Source organism: Pseudomonas sp. MMS21 TM103 (genome assembly GCF_022132145.1).
Lineage (GTDB): Bacteria > Pseudomonadota > Gammaproteobacteria > Pseudomonadales > Pseudomonadaceae > Aquipseudomonas.
On record NZ_JAJISP010000004.1, the window covers coordinates 38,532 to 63,298 of the forward strand.

Annotated in this window: 22 protein-coding genes and 1 pseudogene; 19 read left to right on the forward strand and 4 right to left on the reverse strand. The window is 64.2% G+C overall.

Features of this window, described 5'->3' with window-relative positions; all coding sequences use genetic code 11:
• Positions 1–21: 21 nt before the first annotated feature.
• A complete protein-coding gene (locus LJY18_RS13645) occupies positions 22–912 on the reverse strand; it encodes an esterase/lipase family protein (protein ID WP_238042367.1) in 891 nt (296 codons plus the stop codon).
• A 237-nt stretch (positions 913–1,149) separates the two neighbouring features.
• On the opposite strand from LJY18_RS13645, the gene LJY18_RS13650 reads away from it, so the two are divergent.
• On the forward strand, positions 1,150–1,338 hold the full coding sequence (locus LJY18_RS13650; RefSeq protein WP_238042368.1) for a hypothetical protein: 189 nt from the start codon (positions 1,150–1,152) through the stop codon (positions 1,336–1,338).
• A 9-nt stretch (positions 1,339–1,347) separates the two neighbouring features.
• Here LJY18_RS13650 and LJY18_RS13655 read toward each other — a convergent pair whose 3' ends face one another.
• The gene (locus LJY18_RS13655) at positions 1,348–1,494 is read right to left on the reverse strand and encodes a hypothetical protein (RefSeq protein WP_238042369.1); all 147 of its coding nucleotides are present in this window, start codon (positions 1,492–1,494) and stop codon (positions 1,348–1,350) included.
• 9 nt (positions 1,495–1,503) lie between these two features.
• A pseudogene (locus LJY18_RS13660) lies at positions 1,504–1,707 on the reverse strand (AEC family transporter); the annotation flags it as partial.
• 422 nt (positions 1,708–2,129) lie between these two features.
• Between LJY18_RS13660 and ureE the strand changes: the two are divergent.
• The 6 genes from ureE to LJY18_RS13690 all read left to right on the forward strand — a co-directional run bounded on the left by ureE (position 2,130) and on the right by LJY18_RS13690 (position 7,042).
• Complete coding sequence (ureE, locus tag LJY18_RS13665) at positions 2,130–2,630, forward strand: urease accessory protein UreE (protein WP_238042370.1); 501 nt, start codon at positions 2,130–2,132, stop codon at positions 2,628–2,630.
• Positions 2,627–3,301, forward strand: a complete 675-nt coding sequence (locus LJY18_RS13670; RefSeq protein WP_238042371.1) for an urease accessory protein UreF — start codon at positions 2,627–2,629, stop codon at positions 3,299–3,301. The genes ureE and LJY18_RS13670 overlap by 4 nt, the downstream gene beginning before the upstream one ends.
• A gap of 13 nt (positions 3,302–3,314) precedes the next feature.
• Positions 3,315–3,929, forward strand: coding sequence for an urease accessory protein UreG (gene ureG, locus LJY18_RS13675; RefSeq protein ID WP_238042372.1), 615 nt, complete (start codon positions 3,315–3,317; stop codon positions 3,927–3,929).
• A gap of 32 nt (positions 3,930–3,961) precedes the next feature.
• Positions 3,962–4,543 carry a HupE/UreJ family protein gene (locus LJY18_RS13680; protein ID WP_238042373.1) on the forward strand — a complete coding sequence of 194 codons (582 nt, stop codon included), beginning with the start codon at positions 3,962–3,964 and terminating at the stop codon, positions 4,541–4,543.
• A 245-nt stretch (positions 4,544–4,788) separates the two neighbouring features.
• Positions 4,789–5,700 carry a glycerophosphodiester phosphodiesterase gene (locus LJY18_RS13685; RefSeq protein WP_238042374.1) on the forward strand — a complete coding sequence of 304 codons (912 nt, stop codon included), beginning with the start codon at positions 4,789–4,791 and terminating at the stop codon, positions 5,698–5,700.
• A 754-nt stretch (positions 5,701–6,454) separates the two neighbouring features.
• Positions 6,455–7,042 carry a TIGR00730 family Rossman fold protein gene (locus LJY18_RS13690; RefSeq protein WP_238042375.1) on the forward strand — a complete coding sequence of 196 codons (588 nt, stop codon included), beginning with the start codon at positions 6,455–6,457 and terminating at the stop codon, positions 7,040–7,042.
• 6 nt (positions 7,043–7,048) lie between these two features.
• On the opposite strand, the gene LJY18_RS13695 is transcribed toward LJY18_RS13690, so the two are convergent.
• Positions 7,049–7,321 (reverse strand): hypothetical protein, encoded by a 273-nt coding sequence (locus LJY18_RS13695; RefSeq protein WP_238042376.1) that lies wholly within the window; start codon positions 7,319–7,321, stop codon positions 7,049–7,051.
• A gap of 239 nt (positions 7,322–7,560) precedes the next feature.
• Between LJY18_RS13695 and LJY18_RS13700 the strand changes: the two genes are divergently transcribed.
• The 12 genes from LJY18_RS13700 to LJY18_RS13755 all read left to right on the forward strand — a co-directional run bounded on the left by LJY18_RS13700 (position 7,561) and on the right by LJY18_RS13755 (position 24,749).
• On the forward strand, positions 7,561–7,737 hold the full coding sequence (locus LJY18_RS13700; protein ID WP_003244646.1) for a hypothetical protein: 177 nt from the start codon (positions 7,561–7,563) through the stop codon (positions 7,735–7,737).
• A gap of 56 nt (positions 7,738–7,793) precedes the next feature.
• On the forward strand, positions 7,794–10,748 hold the full coding sequence (locus LJY18_RS13705) for a sensor histidine kinase (RefSeq protein WP_238042377.1): 2,955 nt from the start codon (positions 7,794–7,796) through the stop codon (positions 10,746–10,748).
• Between the two features lie 34 nt (positions 10,749–10,782).
• The gene (locus LJY18_RS13710; RefSeq protein WP_238042378.1) at positions 10,783–12,204 is read left to right on the forward strand and encodes a sigma-54-dependent transcriptional regulator; all 1,422 of its coding nucleotides are present in this window, start codon (positions 10,783–10,785) and stop codon (positions 12,202–12,204) included.
• Between the two features lie 1,030 nt (positions 12,205–13,234).
• Positions 13,235–14,644, forward strand: a complete 1,410-nt coding sequence (locus LJY18_RS13715) for a polynucleotide adenylyltransferase PcnB (RefSeq protein WP_238042379.1) — start codon at positions 13,235–13,237, stop codon at positions 14,642–14,644.
• On the forward strand, positions 14,644–15,129 hold the full coding sequence (gene folK, locus LJY18_RS13720; protein WP_238042380.1) for a 2-amino-4-hydroxy-6-hydroxymethyldihydropteridine diphosphokinase: 486 nt from the start codon (positions 14,644–14,646) through the stop codon (positions 15,127–15,129). Before LJY18_RS13715 ends, folK begins: the two co-directional genes overlap by 1 nt.
• Before the next feature lie 216 nt (positions 15,130–15,345).
• Positions 15,346–16,146, forward strand: a complete 801-nt coding sequence (gene panB / locus LJY18_RS13725; protein WP_238042381.1) for a 3-methyl-2-oxobutanoate hydroxymethyltransferase — start codon at positions 15,346–15,348, stop codon at positions 16,144–16,146.
• Complete coding sequence (gene panC, locus LJY18_RS13730; protein WP_238042382.1) at positions 16,143–17,003, forward strand: pantoate--beta-alanine ligase; 861 nt, start codon at positions 16,143–16,145, stop codon at positions 17,001–17,003. Before panB ends, panC begins: the two co-directional genes overlap by 4 nt.
• Before the next feature lie 340 nt (positions 17,004–17,343).
• The gene (gene pgi, locus LJY18_RS13735) at positions 17,344–19,008 is read left to right on the forward strand and encodes a glucose-6-phosphate isomerase (protein WP_238042383.1); all 1,665 of its coding nucleotides are present in this window, start codon (positions 17,344–17,346) and stop codon (positions 19,006–19,008) included.
• A gap of 208 nt (positions 19,009–19,216) precedes the next feature.
• Positions 19,217–21,154 (forward strand): acetate--CoA ligase, encoded by a 1,938-nt coding sequence (gene acs, locus LJY18_RS13740; RefSeq protein WP_238042384.1) that lies wholly within the window; start codon positions 19,217–19,219, stop codon positions 21,152–21,154.
• A gap of 65 nt (positions 21,155–21,219) precedes the next feature.
• Complete coding sequence (locus LJY18_RS13745; protein ID WP_238042385.1) at positions 21,220–22,095, forward strand: oxygenase MpaB family protein; 876 nt, start codon at positions 21,220–21,222, stop codon at positions 22,093–22,095.
• A 135-nt stretch (positions 22,096–22,230) separates the two neighbouring features.
• Positions 22,231–23,409 carry an acetyl-CoA C-acetyltransferase gene (locus tag LJY18_RS13750; protein ID WP_238042386.1) on the forward strand — a complete coding sequence of 393 codons (1,179 nt, stop codon included), beginning with the start codon at positions 22,231–22,233 and terminating at the stop codon, positions 23,407–23,409.
• Between the two features lie 323 nt (positions 23,410–23,732).
• Entirely contained in the window at positions 23,733–24,749 is a 1,017-nt protein-coding gene (locus LJY18_RS13755; RefSeq protein WP_238042387.1) for a class I SAM-dependent rRNA methyltransferase, read from the forward strand.
• Positions 24,750–24,767 lie beyond the last annotated feature (18 nt).

Below are 24,767 nucleotides of genomic sequence, written 5' to 3' on the forward strand. Positions count from 1 at the left end.
GCTGCGAGGCTCCTTGCGCCCTTACAACCCGGCGTCGTGCAGGCGCCGGGCATGCGCCACGAACAACCCCACTGGATCGGCGCCCTTGCCGACCAGGCCGAAGGTCTGGTTGACGATATCGAAGTGGTCGAGCGGAAAGTCATCGCCGATTACCGTGCCCAGGTGCGAGCTGTAGCGCCCGACCATCCCGTCGCAATGCCCGGCTTCGCGGCGAAAGGTACGAGCGAACATTCGGCAGGCACGGTTTGGTCCGTCGAAGCGGTTGCCGCCACGATCGGTGATGCCCGGTTGCAAGGTGCCGGACCAGGAGTAATAGCGCACGCCATTGACCTCGGCCGCACCCTCGCCGCCCCAGGTGGCCGGCAGGCCGTGGGGGAATTGACGATTGAAGGCGGCGACGCCCTCGGTGGTCAGTGACTGCTGGGCGGCGGCGACATCGACGGGCAGGCGCGGGCCTGTGTAGCCGGTCTCCAACCAGGCCATGCAACGGGCTACGCCGCGCAGCACGACGGTCAAGAACCGCTCGCGCCAGCTGCCATGGGGCGCCTTGCGCTGGAGAAAGTCAGCCAGCTCAGAACCATGATTGGGACCGGCTACCGAGGTCACCGAAGCCACCCACTCGGGTTTCAGAGCGGCGGCGTAACGCGCAGTCAGCGCGCCCTGGCTATGACCGATCAGGTGCACCCTGTCGGCACCGGTTTCCTTGAGTATCTGGGCGATCCGTTCGAGCAGTTGCTCGCCTCGCACCTCACTGGAGTGCACCGCGGACACCAGCACCGGGAAGACCCTGGCGCCCTGGCGGCGTAGCGCCGCGATGATGCCGAACCAGTAGGAATAACCGAGCAAACGGATGAAGCCGAGCAAGCCCGGCACCAACACCAGGGGGTAACGTGGCGCAGTGGTAGTCGACATATTTGATCATCCCTGTTTGAAACAGATGGCTCGGCGCCGCTGGCAGCAACGCCGATATGTGCGCAAGGTGCGGCCAACCATAACCCGAAGTCGGCGCAAACATGCGTGCAGGGCAGTGCACCGACGCCACAATCACCAGGATCGATGGACACTATCAGAGCGCTTAACTTCTAATCCGCAGCCAGGCCCCTAGTATTGGCTCCCATAGCCATTGATCCCCACGTGGAGGAGCCAATCATGCAACGTACCATTGTCATCAGCCTGCTGCTGGGACTGTTCGCCGGTAATGCGGCGGCATTGCCGAGCCAGTACCCGATGCCCTTGCTCGGTGAAGCAAGAGACAGTCAGCCAGAAACCCTGCCGCAGGATCGCCATGTCGCAGCAGGCGGTGCCGCGCGCCTGCTGGAACAGCGGCACAACGCCTGAGTACGCACCTCAGAGTACCGCGAGCATCCACAACGGTAGCGTCAGCGCCGCCAGCACGGTGGAGAGAAAGATCGCCGAGCTGACATTGCGCGTGTCTTCCGGGGTTTTCGCGAAGGCCAGGATATTAACCCCACTGGAGCACGCCGCCAGCAGCACCGGCAGCTAATAGGCCAAGAGCAACATCGGCGACAGGCCGTCGCCCAGGGCGGCCTTGGCAATGCCGGCGAACAGCAGCGTCGGCATAAACAGCTTGAAGGTGATAGTGGCCAGCCCGGCCGCCGACTCGGCGCTCAACCACTGGCGCCAGCCGAGCAGATAGCCCAGCACGATCAACACGAAGATCGGCAGAATCGCCAGCACAACCAGCATCAATCCAGATACTTCCGAAGCACGCGAGCAAACCGCCAACACTCATTTTGAAGGCGCGCAAGCATACCCGCGCGCCTGGCGAATTACGACAGAGCGCTGGCCAGGCTTCGCTCCCCAAGGGCTGTCGGGATTTCCCGGACCCAGGCGACTCACGCGACCTATCGGCATAGCGCGCATAGTCCGCGGCAACAGGCCAAGGCACCGCGCCAGGGCGGCCCGCCTACAGAAATCCCATCGCCTGGGCAGGCCAGCGGCCATTGCACCAAAACAATGCAGGCATCTCGGGTACGCACCGAAACAACCCCGCCTGACGCCCCATTGCGGCCGCCACCCGACGCGCAGGCCGCTACCGGCCTGGGCTCGCGCCGCTTGGCAAGGCCCTTGCTCTGTTCAGCGGCATCATCCTGCCGGAAACTGCCCCCATGCTGGTGATCCACCAACGCATCGCCGCCCAGGAGCACTGGGACGCGGAACTTGAATTGACCTTCGAGGCTCGCAGCAAAAGCCGCCTGCGCTGCTTCAGCCGCAGTGGCGAAGACGTCGGCCTGTTCCTCGAACGTGGCCAGCCGCCCTTGCACGACGGCGAATGCCTGAGGGCCGAAGACGGCCGCACCGTGCGCGTCTGCGCCCGCACCGAACAGTTGCTGCACGTCACCTGCGCCAATCCCTTCGAGCTGATGCGCGCGGCCTATCACCTGGGCAACCGCCACGTCGCCCTGCAACTGGGCGACGGCTGGCTACGCCTGCCCGACGACTACGTGCTCAAAGCCATGCTCGAGCAACTGGGCGCCCAGGTCACGCTGATCGAAGCGCCCTACCAGCCCGAGCAAGGCGCCTATGGCGGCGGCCACCACCACTCCCATGCCGGTGATGCCGAATTCAGCTACGCGCCGCGCCTGCATCAGTTCGGGGCACGCAAGTGAACAAGGCCTGGGCGCTACTCAGGCTGGCCAGCCCGCAATTACCCATCGGTGGCTACAGCTACTCGCAAGCCCTGGAAATTGCGGTCGAGCAAGGTCAGGTCGCTAACGCCGAGAGCGCCAAAGGCTGGATCGCCGATCAACTCCTGCTCAACCTGGCGCGCTTCGAGGCGCCGCTGCTACTGGCCCACTGCACGGCTGCAGTCGCCGACGACTGGGCGACCCTGCAGAGCCTCGCTGCCCAGCAGCGCGCCAGCCGCGAAACCCGCGAACTGCGCCAGGAAAGCCGGCAGATGGGCTATTCCCTCGAGCAGCTGCTAAGCGGCTTGCCCGAGTTGGACCCGGCTGCCCGCGCGCTGTTTGCCGAACTGCCGGAACCCGGCCTGGCCGTGGCCTGGGCGCTGGCCGCCCGGGCCTGGCGGATCAATCCGCAGGACGCCCTCGCGGCCTGGCTGTGGGGGTGGCTGGAGAACCAACTGGCGGTACTGATGAAAACCCTGCCACTCGGCCAGCAAGCCGCGCAACGCCTGACCTCGGCGCTGTTGCCGATGCTCGAACTGGCGCAACAGCAGGCAACCCAACGGCCACCCGAACACTGGGGCAGCGCCGCCTTCGGCCTAACCCTGGCCAGCATGGCGCACGAGCGCCAGTACAGCCGTCTATTCCGTTCTTGATAAGGAAAAAAACATGAACAGCCAACCCCTGCGCATCGGCATCGGCGGCCCGGTAGGTTCCGGCAAGACCGCCCTGACCCTGGCCCTGTGCCTGGCCCTGCGCGAACGCTACAACCTGGCCGTGGTGACCAACGACATCTACACCCAGGAGGACGCCCAGTTCCTGGTGCGCAATGAAGCCCTGGCGCCGGAGCGGATCATCGGCGTGGAAACCGGTGGTTGCCCGCACACGGCGATCCGCGAGGACGCCTCGATCAACCTGGAGGCGGTCGACCAGCTCAACCGGCGCTTCCCCGGCCTCGACCTGATCATCGTCGAATCCGGCGGCGACAACCTGTCGGCCACCTTCAGCCCGGAATTGTCCGACCTGACCATCTACGTCATAGACGTCTCGGCCGGCGACAAGCTGCCGCGCAAGGGCGGCCCGGGCATCTGCAAATCCGACCTGCTGGTGATCAACAAGATCGACCTGGCCCCCCTGGTCGGCGCTTCCCTCGAGGTGATGGAGCGCGACACCCTGAAGATGCGCGGCGCCAAGCCCTTCGTCTTCAGTAACCAGAAGGTCGGCTTGGGCCTCGACGAGATCATCGCCTTCATCGAACGCCACGGCATGCTCAACGTCGCCTGAGCCGAGCCACTTCCCCCCCGTAAGGAGACCCCATGACCCTGCGCCAATCGCTGTTCGCCCTCGCCCTGCTCCTCAGCCCGGCTGCGGCCTTCGCCCACACCGGCCATGAGCATGCCGGCGTGCTGGCCGGCCTGGCCCACCCGCTCTTGGGCCTCGACCATTTGCTGGCGATGCTCGCCGTCGGTCTCTGGGCCGCACAGCAGGCAGGCGCGGCGCGCTGGGCGCTGCCCCTGACCTTCGTCGCCAGCATGCTGCTCGGCGGTCTGTTCGGCTTTGCCGGCATGCACATTCCGCTGATGGAGACCGGCATCGCCGGCTCGCCACTGGCCTTCGGCCTTCTGGTGGCGGTGGCCGCGCGCCTGCCGATGGCCCTGTCACTCGGCCTGACCGCGCTATTCGCCCTGACCCACGGCGTGGCCCATGGCCTGGAACTGCCGGCCCTGACCAGCCCCTGGCGTTACGCACTCGGGTTCGTCATCGCCACCGCCGCCTTGCACGCCAGTGGCTACCTCATGGTGCGCATGCTGCCGCAAGTGGCGGCGCCACTGCTGTTGCGGCTGGCGGGCGTTGCCTCGGCGGTCAGCGGCGCGTGGCTGCTGGCCAACTCGCCATAGACCCTGTGCTCACGGACAAGCTCTGCGACCGCTAGTGGGGGATGACGCTGTATCCATCCGCCACTAGCGATGGAGAATGAACCCGAGCCTATTCTCGCGGCCCGGGATAAGCCTTGGTGCAATCCGGCATGGCGCTGGCCGCAATGGTCTGCCGCCTGGCGCCATCCACCTCTCGCCCGGTGCCGATTGCTTTGGCATAGTCCGGTTGCCGGCCGCGCTTCGCTCCCGAACAGGTGGACATCCCCATGCTGCGCTTCGCTCGTTTTCTTCTCGCCCCGTTGCTGTTGATCGCCATCGCCGTACTGGTGCTCGCCCTGACCAGCAGGCCGGCGACACAACCGGCAGTGCTGGCGGCATTCGCCGATCAGCCGCTGGTAATTGCCCATCGCGGCGGCAAGGGCCTGTGGCCGGAAAACAGCCTGTTCGCCTTCGAGCGCGCCCGGGCCTTGGGCGTGGACATGCTGGAAATGGATCTGCAACTGTCCAGCGACGGCGAACTGGTGGTGATTCACGACAGCACCTTGGAACGCACCACCAATGGGCAAGGCGCCGTGGTCGCGCACAGCCTGGCGGAACTGCAGGCACTGGACGCCGGTTACCGCTGGAGCGCCGATGGCGGCGCAAGCCATCCCTACCGCGACCAGGGCATTGCCATTCCCAGCTTTGCCGAAGTGCTGGAACGCTTTCCAGACATGCCCAAGGTGATTGAGCTCAAAGCCCCGGATGCCGGCATGGCAGCGCAACTGTGTGCAGCCATCGTGGCTAACGACCAAGGGGACCGGGTGCTGGTCGGCAGTTTCCATGAACGCAGCCTGCAGTCGTTCCGCCAACACTGTCCGCAAGTCGCCACCGCCGCAGGCCCCGGTTCGATACGCCTGTTGCTGGCGCTCAACTGGCTGGGACTGGGCAGCCTGCTGTCGCCGTCCTACCAGGTGCTGCAAATTCCCGAGCGCCATAGCGGCGTGCAGATCGTCAGCCCGCGCCTGCTGCACACCGCCCAGGCGCGAGGCCTGAGCGTGCAACTGTGGACCATCAACGAACAACCGGCGATGCGCCGCCTCCTCGAGCAAGGCGCCCGCGGCCTGATCACCGATTACCCCGATCGCGCCTTGCAACTGCTCGGCCGCTCGACCCAGCTCGGTGCGCTGGATCAGTAACCCATGCTGCAATTGAGCAAAAAACCAGCAACTACGGCCACGCCTAGTCCTGTGTGGCCTGGGTACAAGCGCGCTCAGCTTATCCACAGATCGCTCCACAGCTGCACTGGATAACTATCCTGGCAGTGTCCGGCACACCGGACAAACCCTTGAAATAACTGGATTATTCCTTGACCAGAAGCCGCTAGCCGTGTCCTCTCCGGGCGTTCGGCTGGATTGATCAAAAGCTGATCAACCCGCGCAAAGTCAGGCCTGGCGAGGCATTCAGCCAGGCATACAGAGTTACCCACAGGCCTACCCACAATAGTCGTGGACAACTTTGTGCTTTTATCCCCAGCCCTGGGATAACTCAGCCAAGCAACTGTTTTCACAATAAAAATCAGGCTGGTCAAAAAACATACAAGCAGCCCGGACAGCCGCGCAACTAAGCCTGCATGCGTCTACACCCACCTTATCCACAGCTCGCTCCACAGTCTTTGTGGGCAACTCGATGGAATACTTATTCACTTGCCCAGCGCTCCCTGAAACTATCGCCATCATCGAGACAATCAACCAGCCTGAACCCCACCAGGGTTGTAGCCTGAGCACCAGGCAACAGGAGAAAAACCATGCCCCTGAATGAGTTGCTACGCAGCCTGCTCGTCGCCTATGCCGCAGGCGCCTGCGGCAACAGTGCCGAATGAACAGCCTGAACGCTTGGTAGACGCCCGCAGACTGGCTAACCTGTGAACCCTTTCACCATCAGGAAGCCAGCATGACTTTGCGTTCAATTTGCGTGTTCTGCGGCGCCAGCCCCGGCGCCCAGCCGATCTACCGCCAGGCGGCAGCAGACCTCGGCCGTCATCTCGCGGAACAGGGGCTGCGCCTGATCTATGGTGGCGGCGCGGTTGGCCTGATGGGGGTGGTCGCCGATGCGGCCATGGCCGCTGGCGGCGAAGTCATCGGCATCATCCCGCAGAGCCTGGAACGCGCCGAAATTGGCCATCAAGGCCTGACCCGCCTGGAAGTGGTGGATGGCATGCATGCGCGCAAAGCCCGCATGGCCGAACTCAGCGATGCGTTTATCGCCCTGCCCGGTGGCCTCGGCACCCTGGAAGAATTGTTCGAGGTGTGGACCTGGGGTCAACTCGGCTATCACCGCAAGCCGCTTGGCCTGCTCGATGCGGGCGGTTTCTACGGCAAGCTCGGCGAATTCCTCGATCATCTGGTCAGCGAACGCTTCGTGCGCGCCCAGCACCGCGCCATGCTGCAACTCGGCGAGTCGCCGGAGGAACTGCTGCAGCTGTTGCGTAGCTGGCACCCGAGCGGCGAGCCCAAGTGGGTGGAGCGCGCACCCGACTGAGGGCCGCTAGAGCGCCGAATGCAGCTGGACTTCCTCGACGGCATCGGCACGGCTTGGCGGCGCCACGTCGGTCAGCTCGCTGATCAGCGCCCACTGCTGGTCGAGCTCCTTGCTGACTTCCTCCAGCCTGACGATCATCCGCGAGCCGGCGCCGCGCACACTGGGGTCGGTGCTGCGCATCAAGTCGAATGACAGGGAGGTTATCGCGGCGGTCAGGTGGGTGAGGCTGCGCGAGGTGTGCGCGAGAAGTTCGCTGAGCTGCTGTTCTTTGGGTGACATATCGGCCTTTCCTTGGCAGGTAGTTGCAGTGTGCATAAATCCTGCGAAGACTCTCGCAGGCACCTGATGCAGTGGTCAAGATATTATTCCAGGCGCTTTCAGCTCAAGCCGCATGGCCCCCCGCTACCGTGATCATGTGGCCGGATGTACGCTGCCACCTTGACCCGGCAAGTGGCACTGGCCTACGCAGGCCGGCGCACATCCGTTACCATCGCGCCACTCACGCAAAGAGATGCGGCATGTATATCTATCGATTGGTTCTGATCCTGGTAGTGGGGATCTACCTGTTCTCCCCAGCGATCATGGACTGGTGGATCGACCCCAACGGCGCGTGGTACCGGCCCTATTTGCTCTGGCTGATCCTCATCGTGGTGACCTTTATCCTGCAGAGTCAACGCGATGCCGATGAACTCTGATCCGCCGCAACAGACCCTAATGACCGCCATATACCTTTTCCCGCAGAGTCAACGTGATGCTGACGAGCTTTAGCCTTAGCCAGCTGATCCTGATCAGCGCCGCCTACCTGCTGGTGCTGTTCGGCGTCGCCTGGGCCAGCGAACACGGCTTGATCCCGCGCGCGATCATCCGCCATCCGCTCACCTACACCCTTTCGCTCGGCGTCTATGCCAGCGCCTGGGCCTTCTACGGCACGGTGGGCCTGGCCTATCAGTACGGCTACGGTTTCCTCGCCAGCTACCTGGGGGTGTCCGGGGCCTTTCTGCTGGCACCGGTGCTGCTTTATCCGATCCTGCGTATCACCCGCACCTATCAGCTCTCGTCGCTGGCCGACCTGTTCGCCTTCCGCTTCCGCAGCACCTGGGCCGGCGCCCTGACCACCGTATTCATGCTGATCGGCGTGCTGCCCTTGCTGGCGCTGCAGTTCCAGGCGGTGGCCGACTCGATCGGCATCCTCACCCGCGAGCCGGTGCAGGAACGGGTGGCGCTGGCCTACTGCGGACTGATCATCCTGTTCACCATCCTGTTCGGCGCCCGCCATATCGCCACCCGCGAGAAACACGAAGGCCTGGTGTTTGCCATCGCCTTCGAGTCGGTGGTCAAGCTGACCGCCGTCAGCATCATCGGCATCTATGCGCTGTATGGCGTGTTCGATGGCCCGCAGGATCTGGAACACTGGCTGGTGCAGAACCAGGCCGCCCTGGCCAGCCTGCATACGCCGCTGCAGGAAGGCCCCTGGCGTACCCTGCTGCTGGTGTTCTTCGCTTCGGCCATCGTCATGCCGCACATGTACCACATGACCTTTACCGAAAATCTCAACCCGCGGGCGATGGTCAGCGCCAGCTGGGGCCTGCCGCTGTTCCTGCTGCTGATGAGCCTGGCGGTGCCCTTGATTCTCTGGGCGGGCCTCAAGCTGGGCGTCACCACCAACCCGGAATATTTCACCCTCGGCCTGGGCATCGCGGTCAACAGCCAGACCCTGGCGCTGATCGCCTATGTCGGCGGCCTGTCGGCGTCCAGCGGTCTGATCATCGTCACCACCCTGGCGCTGTCCGGCATGGTGCTCAACCATGTGGTGTTGCCGCTCTATCAGCCACCCACCGAAGGCAATATCTATCGCTGGCTGAAGTGGACCCGGCGCGCCCTGATCTTCGCCATCATCATGGCCGGTTACGGCTTCTATCTGCTGCTGGGTGCCAAACAGGACCTGGCCAGCCTAGGCATCATCGCCTTCGTCGCCACCCTGCAGTTCCTCCCCGGCGTACTCTCGGTGCTGTACTGGCCGACAGCCAACCGCCGCGGTTATATCGCCGGCCTGCTGGCAGGTATCAGCGTCTGGACCGTCAGCATGCTGCTGCCGATGCTGGGCAACCTGCAAGGCTTCTACATCCCCGCACTCAACCTGATCTATGTGCTGGACGACAGCAGCTGGCACCTGGCGGCCATTGCCTCGCTGGCGGCCAACGTCCTGGTGTTCACCCTGGTCTCGCTGTTCACCGAGGCCAGCCCCGAGGAGAAGAGTGCCGCCGAGGCCTGTGCGGTGGATAACGTGCGCCGCCCGCAACGGCGCGAACTGCTGGCCCAATCGCCACAAGAATTCGCCACCCAACTGGCCAAACCGCTCGGCGCCAAGACCGCTCAGCGTGAAGTCGAACAGGCCCTGCGCGACCTGCACCTGCCCTTCGACGAAAGCCGCCCCTATGCCCTGCGCCGCCTGCGCGACCGCATCGAGGCCAACCTCTCCGGCTTGATGGGGCCGAGCGTGGCCCAGGACATCGCCGAGACCTTCCTGCCCTATAAATCCGGCAGCGAAACCTTCGTCACCGAAGATATCCACTTCATCGAGAACCGCCTGGAGGATTACCACTCGCGCCTCACCGGCCTGGCCGCGGAACTCGACGCGCTGCGCCGCTACCACCGCCAGACTCTGCAGGAGCTGCCGATGGGCGTCTGCTCGCTGGCCAAGGATCAGGAGATCCTGATGTGGAACAAGGCCATGGAGGAACTCACCGAGATTCCGGCGCACCGCATCGTCGGCTCGCGTCTGTCGTCGCTCGGCGAACCCTGGCGCGGACTGCTGCAGCACTTCATCGAACTGCCCGATCAGCACCTGCACAAACAACGCCTGGGCCTGGACGGCCAGACCCGCTGGCTCAACCTGCACAAGGCGGCGATCGACGAACCGCTGACACCGGGCAACAGCGGCCTGGTGCTGCTGGTCGAAGACCTCACCGAAACCCAGTACCTGGAAGACAAGCTGGTGCACTCCGAGCGCCTGGCCAGCATCGGCCGCCTGGCGGCCGGAGTCGCCCACGAGATCGGCAACCCGATCACCGGCATTGCCTGCCTGGCGCAGAACCTGCGTGAGGAACGCGAAGGCGATGGCGAGCTGACCGAGATCAGCGGGCAGATCCTCGAGCAGACCAAACGGGTCTCGCGCATCCTCCAGTCGTTGATGAGCTTCGCCCATTCGGGCGGCCATCAACAGGCCGACGAGCCGGTGTGCCTGGCGCAGGTGGCGCAGGAGGCCATCGGCCTGCTGTCGCTCAATCGGCGCAGCGTCGAAGTGGAATTCTTCAACCTGTGCGACGCCGATCACTGGGTGGAGGGCGACCCGCAACGCCTCGCCCAAGTGCTCATCAACCTGTTATCCAACGCCCGAGATGCCTCGCCACCTGGTGCCGCGATCCGTGTCAGAACCGAAGCCTCGGAGCACACCGTTGACCTTATCGTTGAAGATGAAGGCAGTGGCATTCCCAAGGCGATCATCGACCGTTTGTTCGAACCCTTCTTCACCACCAAAGACCCAGGCAAAGGCACAGGGCTTGGCCTCGCGCTGGTCTATTCCATCGTGGAAGAGCATTATGGCCAAATAATAATCGACAGCCCGCTCGACCTCGAGCACCAGCGCGGCACCCGTATCCGGGTGACGCTGCCGCGGCATGTCGAAGCGACGTCCATAGCGAATTGAACCAGCGACCTGAGACCGTCGAGAGACCGAATTAATGCCCCATATTTTGATCGTCGAAGACGAAACCATTATCCGCTCTGCCCTGCGCCGCCTGCTCGAGCGCAACCAGTACCAGGTCAGCGAAGCCGGCTCGGTCCAGGAAGCGCAAGAACGCTTCAGCATTCCCAGCTTCGACCTGATCGTCAGCGATCTGCGCCTGCCCGGCGCACCCGGCACCGAACTGATCAAGCTCGCCCAAGGCAAGCCCGTGCTGATCATGACCAGCTACGCGAGCCTGCGCTCTGCCGTCGACTCGATGAAGATGGGTGCGGTCGACTACATCGCCAAACCCTTCGACCATGACGAGATGCTCCAGGCCGTGGCGCGCATCCTGCGCGATCGCCAGGAAGCCAGCCAGGCCTCGAATACACCGGCCAGCGCCGCCACTGGCCGCAGCAGCGAAAAAGTCGTCGACAACAGCAACGGCGAGATCGGCATCATCGGCTCGTGCCCGGCCATGCTGGAGATGTACAACAAGATCCGCAAAGTCGCGCCGACCGACTCCAACGTCCTGATCCAGGGCGAGTCCGGCACCGGCAAGGAACTGGTCGCACGCGCGCTGCACAACCTGTCCAAGCGCGCCAAGGCCCCCCTGATTTCAGTGAACTGCGCGGCCATCCCGGAAAGCCTGATCGAGTCCGAACTGTTCGGCCACGAGAAAGGCGCCTTCACCGGCGCCAGTGCCGGCCGTGCCGGCCTGGTCGAAGCGGCCGATGGCGGTACCCTGTTCCTCGACGAGATCGGTGAGCTGCCGCTGGAAGCCCAGGCCCGCTTGCTACGCGTGTTGCAGGAAGGCGAGATCCGCCGGGTCGGCTCGGTGCAGTCGCAAAAAGTCAATGTGCGGCTGATCGCGGCGACCCACCGCGACCTGAAAGGCCTGTCCAAGGTCGGTCAATTCCGTGAAGACCTGTATTACCGCCTGCATGTCATCGCCCTGAAACTCCCGGCTTTGCGCGAGCGAGGCAGCGACGTCAGCGAAATCGCCCACGCCTTCCTCAAGCGTCAATGCACGCGCATGGACCGTGACGACCTGCATTTCGCCCCGGATGCCGAACAGGCCATCCGTCATTACACCTGGCCAGGCAATGTGCGTGAACTGGAGAATGCCATCGAGCGCGCAGTCATCCTCTGCGAAAGCTCGGCTATCTCGGCCGAGCTACTGGGCATCGACATCGAGCTGGACGATCTGGATGACGACGACTTCATCGGCCTGCCGTCACAGACCAGCAGCACTAGCCACGAGCCGACCGAGGATCTTTCGCTGGAAGACTATTTCCAGCACTTCGTCCTCGAACACCAGGATCACATGACCGAAACCGAACTGGCGCGCAAACTCGGCATCAGCCGCAAGTGCCTGTGGGAACGTCGCCAGCGCCTGGGTATTCCACGGCGCAAGACCGGCGCGGCCACCGGCTAGCAGGCCACGGCATGAGCGGACAGGCTGGCCATCTTGCCTAAGCCCATCGAACCGAGCAGTACGTGCATGCTCGGTTCGGGCAACCTGCTGCATCCCCTGCAAGTGTCGGTTCGCCTCTTACCGCTCTATCCCCTGCACCCCTGCCGTCGCCCCTTCGCGCTCGACTGACTCACACAGCCGAAGCAGTTAGCGCCTTGCTCTGGCGCCTCGGCGCATTCCGCCCCTTCTCCACGACCCGCCGGCCGGAAGTCAATCATGAGGGGAGGGACAGATGCCGCCAGCCGGATGAGAGAGGCGGCAGTCCGCCCCTGCGTTCTCCAGGTTTTTCGACGGCCCACCGGCCAAGGCCTGGCGACATATTGTCGAGCGCAAGGTTCCCCCTGCTGTTACCGCTTCAACACCTCGTAACAAAGTGCGGGGCTTAAGGTAACGAGCACATGGCGTTTTCATCCCGAACGCCCACCCCTGAATCAGCTTAAGCCCTTGTTTTACAGGGATTCACAAAACCTGGCACGGCTCATGCTTTATCTATTGGACAACAACAATAACAAGCATCGCCCCACATAATAAAAACAAGACGTATCGACTCCAGCACAATAAAAACAACACGGCGGAGGCGCAGCTAACTGATTCTTTTGGAAAGTAATTGCCGTTGGGGCTTGCCCCACAACCAGACAGAGAACAACAAAAATGCCTCGAGGCAGATCCCGTACTGGTTGGGTCACAACACGATCATGGCAGCGTCAGCATTCAAAACAATCCGTTTGCTACTGACTCCTGGCTTGGGAGGATTTCAGACAGTCTTTGACTGGCTGGAACGGGCAACTCAACAAAAACAACAAGCCCGCAATAATAATAAAAACAAAGCACGCACCTACTTGGGGGGGAGCTTCGGCTCCCCCAGTAGCTTGTGCGAAACGCACTCTCTCCCGTCGCGTCCTACACCATCCCCCGACTCAATGCTAGAATCCGCGCCATTCCAGTGGTCAGCGTTTATCCTGGCCCGTCATTTCGTCAAACAGTGCATCCCATGCTGAAAAAGCTGTTCAAGTCTTTCCGCTCGCCCCTGCGCCGTGGCAAACACCCGCACAGCACTCCCGAAGTGCTGAGCAGTAGCCAGCACCCGATCAATCGCGGGGAAATCAGCCGCTACGCCACCAGCGTGGTCGAACGCCTGCAACACGCCGGCTACCAGGCCTACCTGGTGGGCGGCTGCGTGCGCGACCTGCTGCTCGACATCGACCCCAAGGATTTCGATGTGGCCACCAGCGCCACACCGGAGCAGGTGCGTGCCGAGTTTCGTAACGCCCGGGTCATCGGCCGCCGCTTCAAGCTGGTGCATGTGCATTTCGGCCGCGAGATCATCGAAGTCGCCACTTTCCGCGCCAATCACCCCGAGGGCGACGAGGAAGAGAACAGCAACCTGTCTTCGCGTAACGAGAGTGGGCGCATCCTGCGCGACAACGTCTATGGCAGCCTGGAAGATGACGCCCAACGCCGCGATTTCACCATCAATGCGCTGTATTACGATCCGGCCACCGAACGCATTCTCGATTACGCCAACGGCGTACACGACATCCGCAATCACCTGATCCGCCTGATCGGCGACCCGACCCAGCGTTACCAGGAAGATCCGGTTCGCATGCTGCGGGCCGTGCGCTTCGCCGCCAAGCTGGACTTCGATATCGAGAAGCACAGCGCCGTGCCGATCTACAAGTTGGCGCCGATGCTGCGGGAAATCCCGTCGGCGCGCCTGTTCGAAGAAGTACTCAAGCTGTTCCTCGCCGGCTACGCCGAGTTCACCTACGAACTGCTGGTCGACTACGGCTTGTTCGGCGAACTGTTCCCGGCCAGCGCCGCGGCGCTCAAGGCCGACCCGGACTATACCGATGCCCTGATCCGCAACGCCTTGATCAGCACCGACCTGCGCATTCAGCAGAAGAAAACCGTAACCCCGGCGTTCCTCTTCGCCGCCCTGCTCTGGCCCGCCTTGCCGGCACGCGTGATCAAGCTGCAGGACCGTGGCATGCCGGCGATCCCGGCGATGCAGGAAGCGGCGCACGAACTGATCAGCGAGCAGTGCCTGCGCATTGCCATCCCCAAGCGCTTCACCATGCCGATCCGCGAGATCTGGGATATGCAGGAGCGCCTGCCGCGACGCAGTGGCAAGCGTTCCGACCTGCTGCTGGAAAACCCGCGCTTTCGCGCCGGTTACGATTTCCTCCTGTTGCGCGAAAGCGCCGGAGAGCAGACCGGCGGTCTCGGCAAGTGGTGGACGGCCTATCAGGACGCCAGCGACAGTGAAAGGCGCAGCATGATTCGCGACCTCAGCAGCCAGGACGACAGCAGCGGCGCACCGCGCAAACGGCGGCGCAGTGGCAGCAAGCGCAAACGCGCGCCAGGCGCCGATGGTGCGCCCAAGCCTACTGCCAGCGAATAATGCAGCGGGTGTATCTAGGCCTCGGCAGCAACCTGGCCGAGCCGCTCGTGCAACTGCGCGGCGCCCTCTCGGCGCTGGCCGCGCTGCCGCAGTCGCAGCTGGTCGGCAGTTCCTCCTTCTATGCCAGCGATCCGCTCGGGCCGGCCGACCAGCCGCGTTATGTCAACGCCGTAGCGGCGCTGGAGACCGAATTGACCCCGCTGCAACTGCTCGACGCCCTGCAAGCCATCGAGTTGAATCAGGGGCGCGAGCGCAAAGCCGAACGCTGGGGACCGCGCACCCTCGATCTGGATATCCTGCTATTCGGCGACCTGATGCTCGACGAACCGCGCCTGCGCGTGCCGCATTACCACATGCACGCCCGCGCCTTCGTACTCTACCCGCTGGCCGAACTGGCCCCCGACCTGCGCCTGCCCGACGGTCGTGCCTTGCCGGATCTGCTCGCCGCCTGCCCCTTCGAAGGCCTGGAACGCCTGCCCGAGTAGACCGCGATCGCGCAATGGCTTACCCCCGCGGCCAGCCCCGGTGGATGTATTGGCGGTAACGCCAGTAACAACGCGGTAACACCTGCAATTGACTTCGAGCCCCCCCATCAGGACTATAGGCGTCCCGTTGCCCCGCACCGGTGCACACCGAGGCCAATGCAGGCCACTTTGAAGCAGCCCGATTGCTTGCCGAACGCCTGAGTGAGGACGATTGTTATGCCTGACATTACCCTGACCACCCTGCAAAGCCTCAAGCAGAGCGGCGAGAAAATCGCCATGTTGACCTGCTATGACGCCACCTTTGCCCAGACTGCCTGCCAGGCTGGAGTCGAGGTGCTGCTGGTCGGTGACTCCCTCGGCATGGTGTTGCAAGGTCACGACAGTACCTTGCCGGCCAGTGTCGCCGACATGGCCTACCACACCGCCTGCGTGAAACGCGGCAACCAGGGCGCCCTGATCCTCGTCGACCTGCCCTTCATGGCCTACGCCACCACCGAGCAGACGCTGCACAACTGCGCGCTGCTGATGCAAGCCGGTGCACACATGGTCAAGCTCGAGGGCGCAGCCTGGCTGGCCGAGCCGATCCGCCTGTTGGCCGAGCGCGGCGTACCGGTCTGCGCGCACCTGGGCCTGACCCCGCAAGCGGTGAATATCCTCGGCGGTTACAAGGTCCAGGGCCGCCAGGAAGCCCAGGCGCGCCAGATGCGCGCCGACGCCATGGCCCTGGAACAAGCTGGCGCGGCCATGCTGCTGCTCGAATGCGTACCCAGTGAACTGGCTGCGGAAATTAGTCAGGCGGTGAAGATCCCGGTGATCGGCATAGGCGCCGGCGCCGCCACCGACGGCCAGGTCCTGGTGCTGCACGACATGCTCGGCTTATCCCTCAGTGGTCGCATGCCCAAGTTCGTGAAGAACTTCATGGCCGGGCAAAGCAGCGTCCAGAACGCACTCAGCGCCTACGTGAAGGCAGTCAAGGACTGCAGTTTCCCAGCTAGCGAACACGGATTCTCTGCATGAACACGGTTAAAACCATCCGCGAACTGCGCGCTGCCGTTGCCTTGGCTCGCGCCGAAGGCAAACAGATCGGCTTCGTCCCGACCATGGGCAACTTGCACGCCGGGCATATTGCCCTGGTCGAGAAAGCCGCCCAGCGCGCCGACTTCGTGGTTGCCAGCATCTTCGTCAATCCGTTGCAGTTCGGCCCTAGCGAAGACCTGAGCAGCTACCCGCGCACCCTGGTAGCCGACCAGGAAAAACTCCTCGACGCCGGCTGTCACCTGTTGTTCAACCCGGATGTGGACGAGATGTACCCCAACGGCATGGCCAGCCAGACCCGGGTCAGCGTGCAAGGTGTCTCCGAGGGGCTGTGCGGCGCCAGCCGGCCCGGCCATTTCGACGGTGTCTCCACCGTAGTGACCAAGCTGTTCAACCTGGTGCAGCCTGACCTGGCAATTTTCGGGCAGAAGGACTTCCAGCAACTAGCGGTGATTCGCACCCTGGTGCGTGACCTGAATATACCGGTGCAGATTATCGGCGAACCGACCATCCGGGCCGAGGATGGCCTGGCGCTCTCTTCGCGCAATGGCTACCTGAGCGCCGAACAGCGCGCCGCCGCGCCAACCCTGTATCGCAGCCTGCAACAGATCGCCACGGCGCTTGGCGCCGGTGAGCACGACTTCGCCAGCCTGGTTGAAGCAGCCTGTCAGCAACAGTTGGCCGCTGGCCTGCGCCCGGACTACCTGGAAATTCGCGAAGCGAATAGCCTGCGCCCGGCTACCGCCAGCGATCGCCAGTTGGTGATTCTGAGCGCAGCCTTTCTCGGCAGCACCCGCCTGATCGACAACCTGACGCTCGACCTCGACCCCACGGATTGATCGACGCAGCCGTGAGCCTGCGATGGGGCCGCGGCGGCAGACGCACGCGTTAGGCTGCAGCCTGCCTAACCAGAGGCAAGCCGCCGCGCCAGTGCAATTGCGCTAGCGCTTGCCTTACCCAGGCTCACGCCAGTTACACTGAGAGCACATCTTGCCGGGCTCGTTGTTGGCCATGCCCAGTCCGTGTTACCTGGACTGCAGCGGCACGCCGCCCGGCCGTCGCTACGGACGGCGTATTCTGACCATTCGGCACCGGCAACCGCCATTAGGCCCATAGCCATTTTCGTTATCCTGGCGGCGATTCACCCAAGATTGCTCAAGCACAAGGAAGCCACCTCACATGGCGTACTACCAGCACCCCCTCGATGTCACCGCCCTGCCCACCTGGAAGGCCCTCGAGTCGCACCGAGCCAGCCTGCAGAGCTTCAGCATGCGCGAGGCGTTCAACAGGGACGCGCAGCGTTTCGAACACCTCTCCTTGAGTAGCTGTGGCCTGTTTCTCGATTACTCGAAAAACCTGATCACCCTTGAAACCCGCGACCTGCTGGTCAGTCTGGCCAAGGAATGCGGGCTGGAGCAGGCTATTCGGGCGCAGTTCGACGGCGAGCCGATCAATGCCTCGGAAGCGCGTCCGGCCCTGCACACCGCCTTGCGCCGGCCGATCGGCGACAAGGTGCTGGTCGATGACGTCGACGTGATGCCCGAGGTCCAGCGTGTACTGCATCAGATGACCGAACTGGTCGGGCGGGTGCACGATGGCCTGTGGCGTGGCTACAGCGAGAAGCCGATCACCGACGTGGTCAACATCGGCATCGGCGGCTCCTTCCTCGGCCCGCAGTTGGTCTCCGAAGCCCTGCTGCCCTTCGCCCAGCGCGGTGTGCGCTGCCACTACCTGGCCAATATCGACGGCAGTTCCTTCCATGAACTGGCCGCCAAGCTGCGCGCCGAAACCACCCTGTTCATCGTTTCCTCCAAGTCCTTCAGCACCCTGGAAACCCTGAAGAACGCCCAGGCCGCACGCAGCTGGTACCTGGCCCAGGGGGGTTCCGAGGCCGAGCTGTACCGGCACTTCATTGCAGTCTCCAGCAACACCCAGGCGGCGGTGGCCTTCGGCATCCACGAAGAGAACGTGTTCCCGATGTGGGACTGGGTCGGCGGGCGTTACTCACTGTGGTCGGCCATCGGCCTGCCCATCGCCATGTCGATCGGCATGTCCAACTTCAAGGAACTGCTGTCCGGTGCCTACAGCATGGACCAGCACTTCCTGACCGCTCCCTTCGAAAGCAATATGCCGGTGCTGCTGGCCCTGCTGGGGATCTGGTACGGCAACTTCTGGGGCGCCCAGAGCCAGGCGATCCTGCCGTACGACCATTACCTGCGCAATATCACCAAACACCTGCAGCAACTGGACATGGAGTCCAACGGCAAGAGCGTGCTGCAGGACGGCCAACCGGTGCATTGCGCCACCGGCCCGGTAATCTGGGGCGGGGTCGGCTGCAACGGCCAGCATGCCTACCACCAGTTGCTGCACCAGGGCACCCAGTTGATTCCGGCGGACTTCATCGTCCCCGTGGTCAGCTACAACCCGGTTGCCGATCACCACCAATGGCTGTACGCCAACTGCCTGTCGCAGAGCCAGGCGCTGATGCTCGGCAAGACCCGCGAAGAAGCCGAGGCCGAACTGCGCGGTCAGGGCCTGAGCGAAGCCGAAGTGCAGCGCCTGGCGCCACACAAGGTCATTCCTGGCAACCGGCCGAGCAACACTCTGGTGCTCGAACGCATCAGCCCGCGCCGCCTCGGTGCCCTGGTGGCGATGTATGAGCACAAGGTATTCGCCCAAAGCGCGATCTGGGGCATCAACGCCTTCGATCAGTGGGGCGTCGAACTGGGCAAGGAGCTGGGCAAGAACGTCTACTCCCGCCTGGTCGGCAGTGTGGAGAAGCCCGCCGAGGATGCCTCGACCCAGGGTCTGATCGAGTTCTTCCGCGGCCGCCATCGCGGCTGAAACCGGCCGAGAGGAATGAGCGCGCGCCCCCATCAAGGCCAGCGCAACCTCATTCCTCATCCCCCACATCTCGAACCTGCACCGATCCGCGGTGCGCTTCTGCCGGCCCTTCTCGCCATCCAGCCGCCAGGACCGCTTTATCGGCCCCGGGCCGTTTTCCGACTGCTAACCTTAGGCCATCGAGGCCACCCAAAAATAAGGACCAGTCATGTTCGAGATCACCCGCCACCCCGTCACCGAGGCCATGCGTGAGCGCGCGCACCTGAACGACGAGGATTATCAACGCCTGTATCGGCAATCCGTCGAGCAACCGGAAACCTTCTGGGCCGAACAGGCCAAGGCCTTTCTCGACTGGTCGAAACCCTGGGACGAGGTCTATAGCGGCGACCTGAAAAAAGGCCAGGCCAGCTGGTTCAAGGGCGGCCAACTGAACGTCAGCTACAACTGCATCGACCGTCACCTGGACCAGCGCGGCGAGCAGGTCGCCCTGATCTGGGAAGGCGACAACCCCGCAGAATCCGCCAACATCACCTATAACAAGCTGCACCACCACGTCTGCCGCCTGGCCAATGTGCTGAAGAGCCGCGGCGTGGGTAAAGGCGACCGGGTGTGCATCTACATGCCGATGATCCCGGAGGCGACCTACGCCATGCTCGCCTGCACGCGCATCGGTGCGGTGCATTCGGTGGTGTTCGGCGGTTTCTCCCCGGATGCCCTGCGCGACCGCATCCTCGACGCCGATTGCCGCACGGTGATCACCGCCGACGAGGGTGTGCGCGGCGGCAAGTACGTGCCGCTCAAGGCCAACGTCGACCAGGCGCTGCAGAGCTGCCCGGACGTCTCCACGGTGGTGGTGGTCGAGCGCACCCAGGGCCAGATCGACTGGGTACAAGGCCGCGACATCTGGTACCACGAGGCCGTGCACGCCACCGACAGCAACTGCCCAGCGGAACCGATGGACGCCGAAGACCCGTTGTTCATCCTCTACACCTCCGGCAGCACCGGCAAACCCAAGGGTGTGCTGCACAGCACCGGCGGCTACCTGCTGATGGCCGCCATGACCCACAAGTACGTGTTCGACTACCACGAGGGCGATATCTACTGGTGCACCGCCGATGTCGGCTGGGTCACCGGCCACAGCTACATCGTTTACGGCCCGCTGGCCAACGGCGCCACCAGCCTGGTGTTCGAGGGGGTGCCCAACTACCCGGATGCCTCGCGCTTCTGGCAGGTGATCGACAAACACCAGGTGAACATCTTCTACACCGCGCCGACCGCGATCCGCGCCCTGATGCGCGAAGGTGAAGAGCCGGTGAAGAAAACCTCGCGCTCGAGCCTGCGCCTGCTCGGCAGCGTCGGCGAGCCGATCAACCCGGAAGCCTGGGAGTGGTACTACCACGTGGTCGGCGAGATGCGCTGCCCGATCGTCGACACCTGGTGGCAGACCGAGACTGGCGCCATCCTGATCACCCCGCTGCCTGGCGCCACCGACCTCAAACCCGGCTCGGCGACCCGCCCATTCTTCGGCGTGCAACCGGCGCTGCTGGACGAACAGGCCAAGGAGATCGACGGTCCGGGCAGTGGCGTGCTGGCGATCAAGGCCAGTTGGCCGAGCCAGATCCGCAGCATCTACGGCGACCATCAGCGCATGGTCGACACCTACTTCAAACCCTACCCCGGTTACTACTTCACCGGCGACGGCGCGCGCCGCGACGAGGACGGCTACTACTGGATCACCGGCCGGGTCGACGACGTGATCAACGTCTCCGGTCATCGCATCGGCACCGCCGAGGTGGAAAGCGCCCTGGTACTGCACGATGCGGTCGCCGAGGCGGCGGTGGTCGGCTACCCGCACGACATCAAGGGCCAGGGCATCTACGCCTTCGTCACGCCGATGAACGGCGTGGAGCCCAGCGACGAGCTGAAAAAACAGCTGTTCGACATGGTCGGCAAGGAAATTGGCAGCTTCGCCAAACCCGAACTGATCCAGTGGGCGCCGGGCCTGCCGAAAACCCGTTCGGGCAAGATCATGCGGCGCATTCTGCGCAAGATCGCCTGCAACGAACTGGACACCCTCGGCGACACCTCGACCCTGGCCGACCCCAGCGTGGTCGACAGTCTGATCGAGCAACGCCTCAACCGCTGATGCACCCGTGCGGGCGCCGGTTAGCCGGCACCCGCCATCGCCCCTTCGCCGAGTCATAGCGCTGCATGGAATTCATCCGCCGCCGTATCGAAAGCCAGGTGTTAGGTCTCAGCGGCCTGACCCTGGGGCAGATCGACTTCGAACACCCCAAGGGCGATCCCGGCCTATTCGGCCCCGACTCGGTAAGCTGGCAGGTGCATGGCGACTTCACCAGCATGCTGATCGGCGGCATCAACGCCCTGCTCCTGCAGGCCCTGCACCCGCTGGCACTGGCCGGGGTCTGGGATCACTCGAATTTTCGCAACGACCTGCTCGGCCGCCTGCGCCGCACCGGCCAGTTCATCTCCGGCACCACCTTCGGCGCCCGCGCCGATGCCGACTGGCTGATCGACAAGGTCAAACGCATCCACCTGCAGGTCACCGGCACGGCGCCGGATGGCCGACCCTATGCGGCCAGCGACCCGGCACTGCTGACCTGGGTACACGTGGCCGAGGTGCACAGCTTTCTCCAGGCCCACCTGCGCTACCGCAACCCCCGACTGAGCGAGGCCGACCAGGATCGCTACTACACCGAGATCGCCCTGATCGCCGAGCGCCTCGGCGCCCGCCAGGTGCCGCGCTCGCGCAATGAAGTCACCGCCTACCTGGCAGCCATCCGCCCACAGTTGCGCTGCGAGCAACGCTCCCGGGAGATCCTGCGCATCCTGCTCGATGCCCCGGCGCCCAGCGCCCTCGCCGTGCCGTTGGGCAAACTGCTGACCCAGGCCGGCATCGACCTGCTGCCGGCCTGGGCCCAGGACATGCTCGAACAGCCCATCGGCCCGCTGCGCAGCCGAGTGATACACGCCGGCGTACACAGCCTGGCCCCGGTGTTGCGCTGGGCCGTGCGCAACGGTGCCATCCACCGCGCGCGCAGACGCCTGGACCTGCCGCCGGACTGAGGCTGCCTCGAGCAGCCTCCTCTAGCGCCTGCAGCTGACCGGCCGGTTCGCGCACTGGCCCACAACCAAGCCCCTGTGCAACCATAGCGCCCTTGCTGAAACTCACCGCCCCCCACTTTCTTGAGGAACCCCACCATGCAAGAAGTCGTCATCGTCGCCGCCACCCGCACCGCCGTCGGCAGCTTCCAGGGTTCACTGGCAGGCATCGCCGCCCCCGAACTGGGCGCCGCGGTGATCCGTCGCCTGCTGGAGCAAACCGGCCTGAACGGCGCCGAGGTCGACGAAGTGATCCTCGGCCAGGTGCTCACCGCCGGCTCCGGGCAGAACCCGGCCCGCCAGGCGGCGATCCTCGCCGGCCTGCCCCATGCGGTACCGGCACTGACCCTGAACAAGGTCTGCGGTTCGGGCCTCAAGGCCCTGCACCTGGGCGCCCAGGCGATCCGCTGCGGCGACGCCGAGGTGATCATCGCCGGCGGCATGGAGAACATGAGCCTGGCCCCCTACGTCATGCCCAAGGCCCGCACCGGCCTGCGCATGGGCCACGCCCAGCTGGTCGACAGCATGATCAGCGACGGCCTGTGGGACGCCTTCAACGACTACCACATGGGCATCACCGCCGAGAACCTGGTCGAGAAATACGGGATTTCCCGCGAGGCGCAGGATGCCTTCGCCGCCGAGTCGCAGCGCAAGGCCTGCGCCGCCATCGAGGCCGGCCGCTTCGAGGCTGAAATCACCCCGATCCTGATCCCCCAGCGCAAGGGCGAGCCGCTCAGCTTCGCCACCGACGAACAGCCGCGCGCCAGCACCAGCGCCGAATCCCTGGCCAAGCTCAAGCCGGCGTTCAAGAAAGATGGCAGCGTCACCGCCGGCAATGCCTCCAGCCTCAACGACGGCGCCGCCGCGGTGCTGCTGATGAGCGCGGAAAAAGCCCAGGCCCTGGGTCTGCCGGTGCTGGCGCGTATCGCCGGCTACGCCAACGCCGGCGTCGACCCGGCGATCATGGGCATCGGCCCGGTCAGCGCCACCCAGCGCTGCCTGGCCAAGGCCGGCTGGAGCCTGGAGCAGCTGGACCTGATCGAGGCCAACGAAGCCTTCGCCGCCCAGGCCCTGGCCGTCGGCAAGGAACTGCAGTGGGATGCGAGCAAGGTCAACGTCAACGGTGGCGCCATTGCCATCGGCCACCCGATCGGCGGCTCCGGCTGCCGGATTCTGGTGACCCTGCTGCACGAGATGATCAAGCGCGATGCCCACAAGGGCCTGGCCACCCTGTGTATCGGCGGCGGTCAGGGCGTGGCCCTGGCGATTGAACGCTAGGCCCTAGCGCCCGCTTAGACGCCGGCCTCAGGGCCGGCGTTTTTAGTTGCCTCGTCATAACGGCACCGCAGTAGCCCCGCGGCCATTCCTGCGAGGAGGCCCGCCTGAACAAGTAGCTGATCGCGGCCCTGCTTACCGCCGGTCTGACCGGCAGCGCTTTCGCCGCTGACGGTTGCGACCGCAGCAGTGGCAACCGTTTTGCCTGATTGAACGACACTCGCAAATTAAAGGGCGCCTGAGGGTGCCCTGCTGTTTTCCGGCCCACGCCCCTGCAGACGATTCTTGATAAACTGCGCGCCCCCCCCTTTCCCGAGTCGCCGCGCATGCCTTCTCTCGAACTGGCGCTGCGCGCCGCACTAGCCCATCGCCAGCCATTGCTCGCCGAGCTGCACCAGCAAGGCACCGACTGTTATCGGCTGTTCCACGGTAGCCAGGAAGGCGCCGGCGGCCTGACCATCGACCGCTACGGCCCGCAGTTATTGGTGCAAAGCTTTCACCAGAGCCTCGGCCATGACGAGCTGCTGCAACTGGCCGAGCAGTGCAGCCAGGCCCTCGATACACCACTGCTGCTGGTCTACAACGACCGCTGCCAGGGCAACTCGCGGATCGATCGCAGCGACCCGGTCTACCAGGCCCAGCCGGCGGCGCTGGCAGACCTGGTCGGCCACGAGTGGGGCCTCAACTACCGTGTGCGCGGTCGCCATGCCGGACAGGATCCGCTGCTGTTTCTCGACCTGCGCAACGCCCGCGGCTGGATCAAGGCGCACAGTGCCGGCAAATCCGTGCTCAACCTGTTCGCCTATACCTGCGGCGTCGGCCTCAGCGCGGTGGCTGGCGGCGCCCGCGAAGTGATCAACCTGGATTTTGCCGAAGGCAACCTGGCGGTCGGTCGCGAAAACGCCGCGCTCAATCCCGAACTGTCGCCCATGCAGTTCATCCAGTCGGATTATTTCCCGGCGATTCGCCAATTGGCCGGGCTGCCGATCAGCGCGCGGCGCGGGCATAAGCTGCCCGATTACCCGCGTCTGCAGCCGCGCCAGTTCGACCGGGTCTTGCTCGATCCGCCAGCCTGGGCCAAGAGCGCCTTCGGCACCGTCGACCTGCTGCGTGACTACCAGAGCCTGCTCAAACCGGCGATTCTCGCCACCGCCGAGGACGGCGTGCTGATCTGTTGCAACAACCTGGCAAAGGTTGCCCTCAGCGACTGGCGCACCCAGGTGCTGCGCTGCGCGGAAAAGCTGGGCCGTCCGGTGCGCGATTGCCAGGTACTGGCGCCAGCGCCAGACTTCCCCTCACTGGACGGCCAGCCACCACTGAAGACCCTGATCCTGCAGTTCTAGGCCAAGGTATACCCGCGC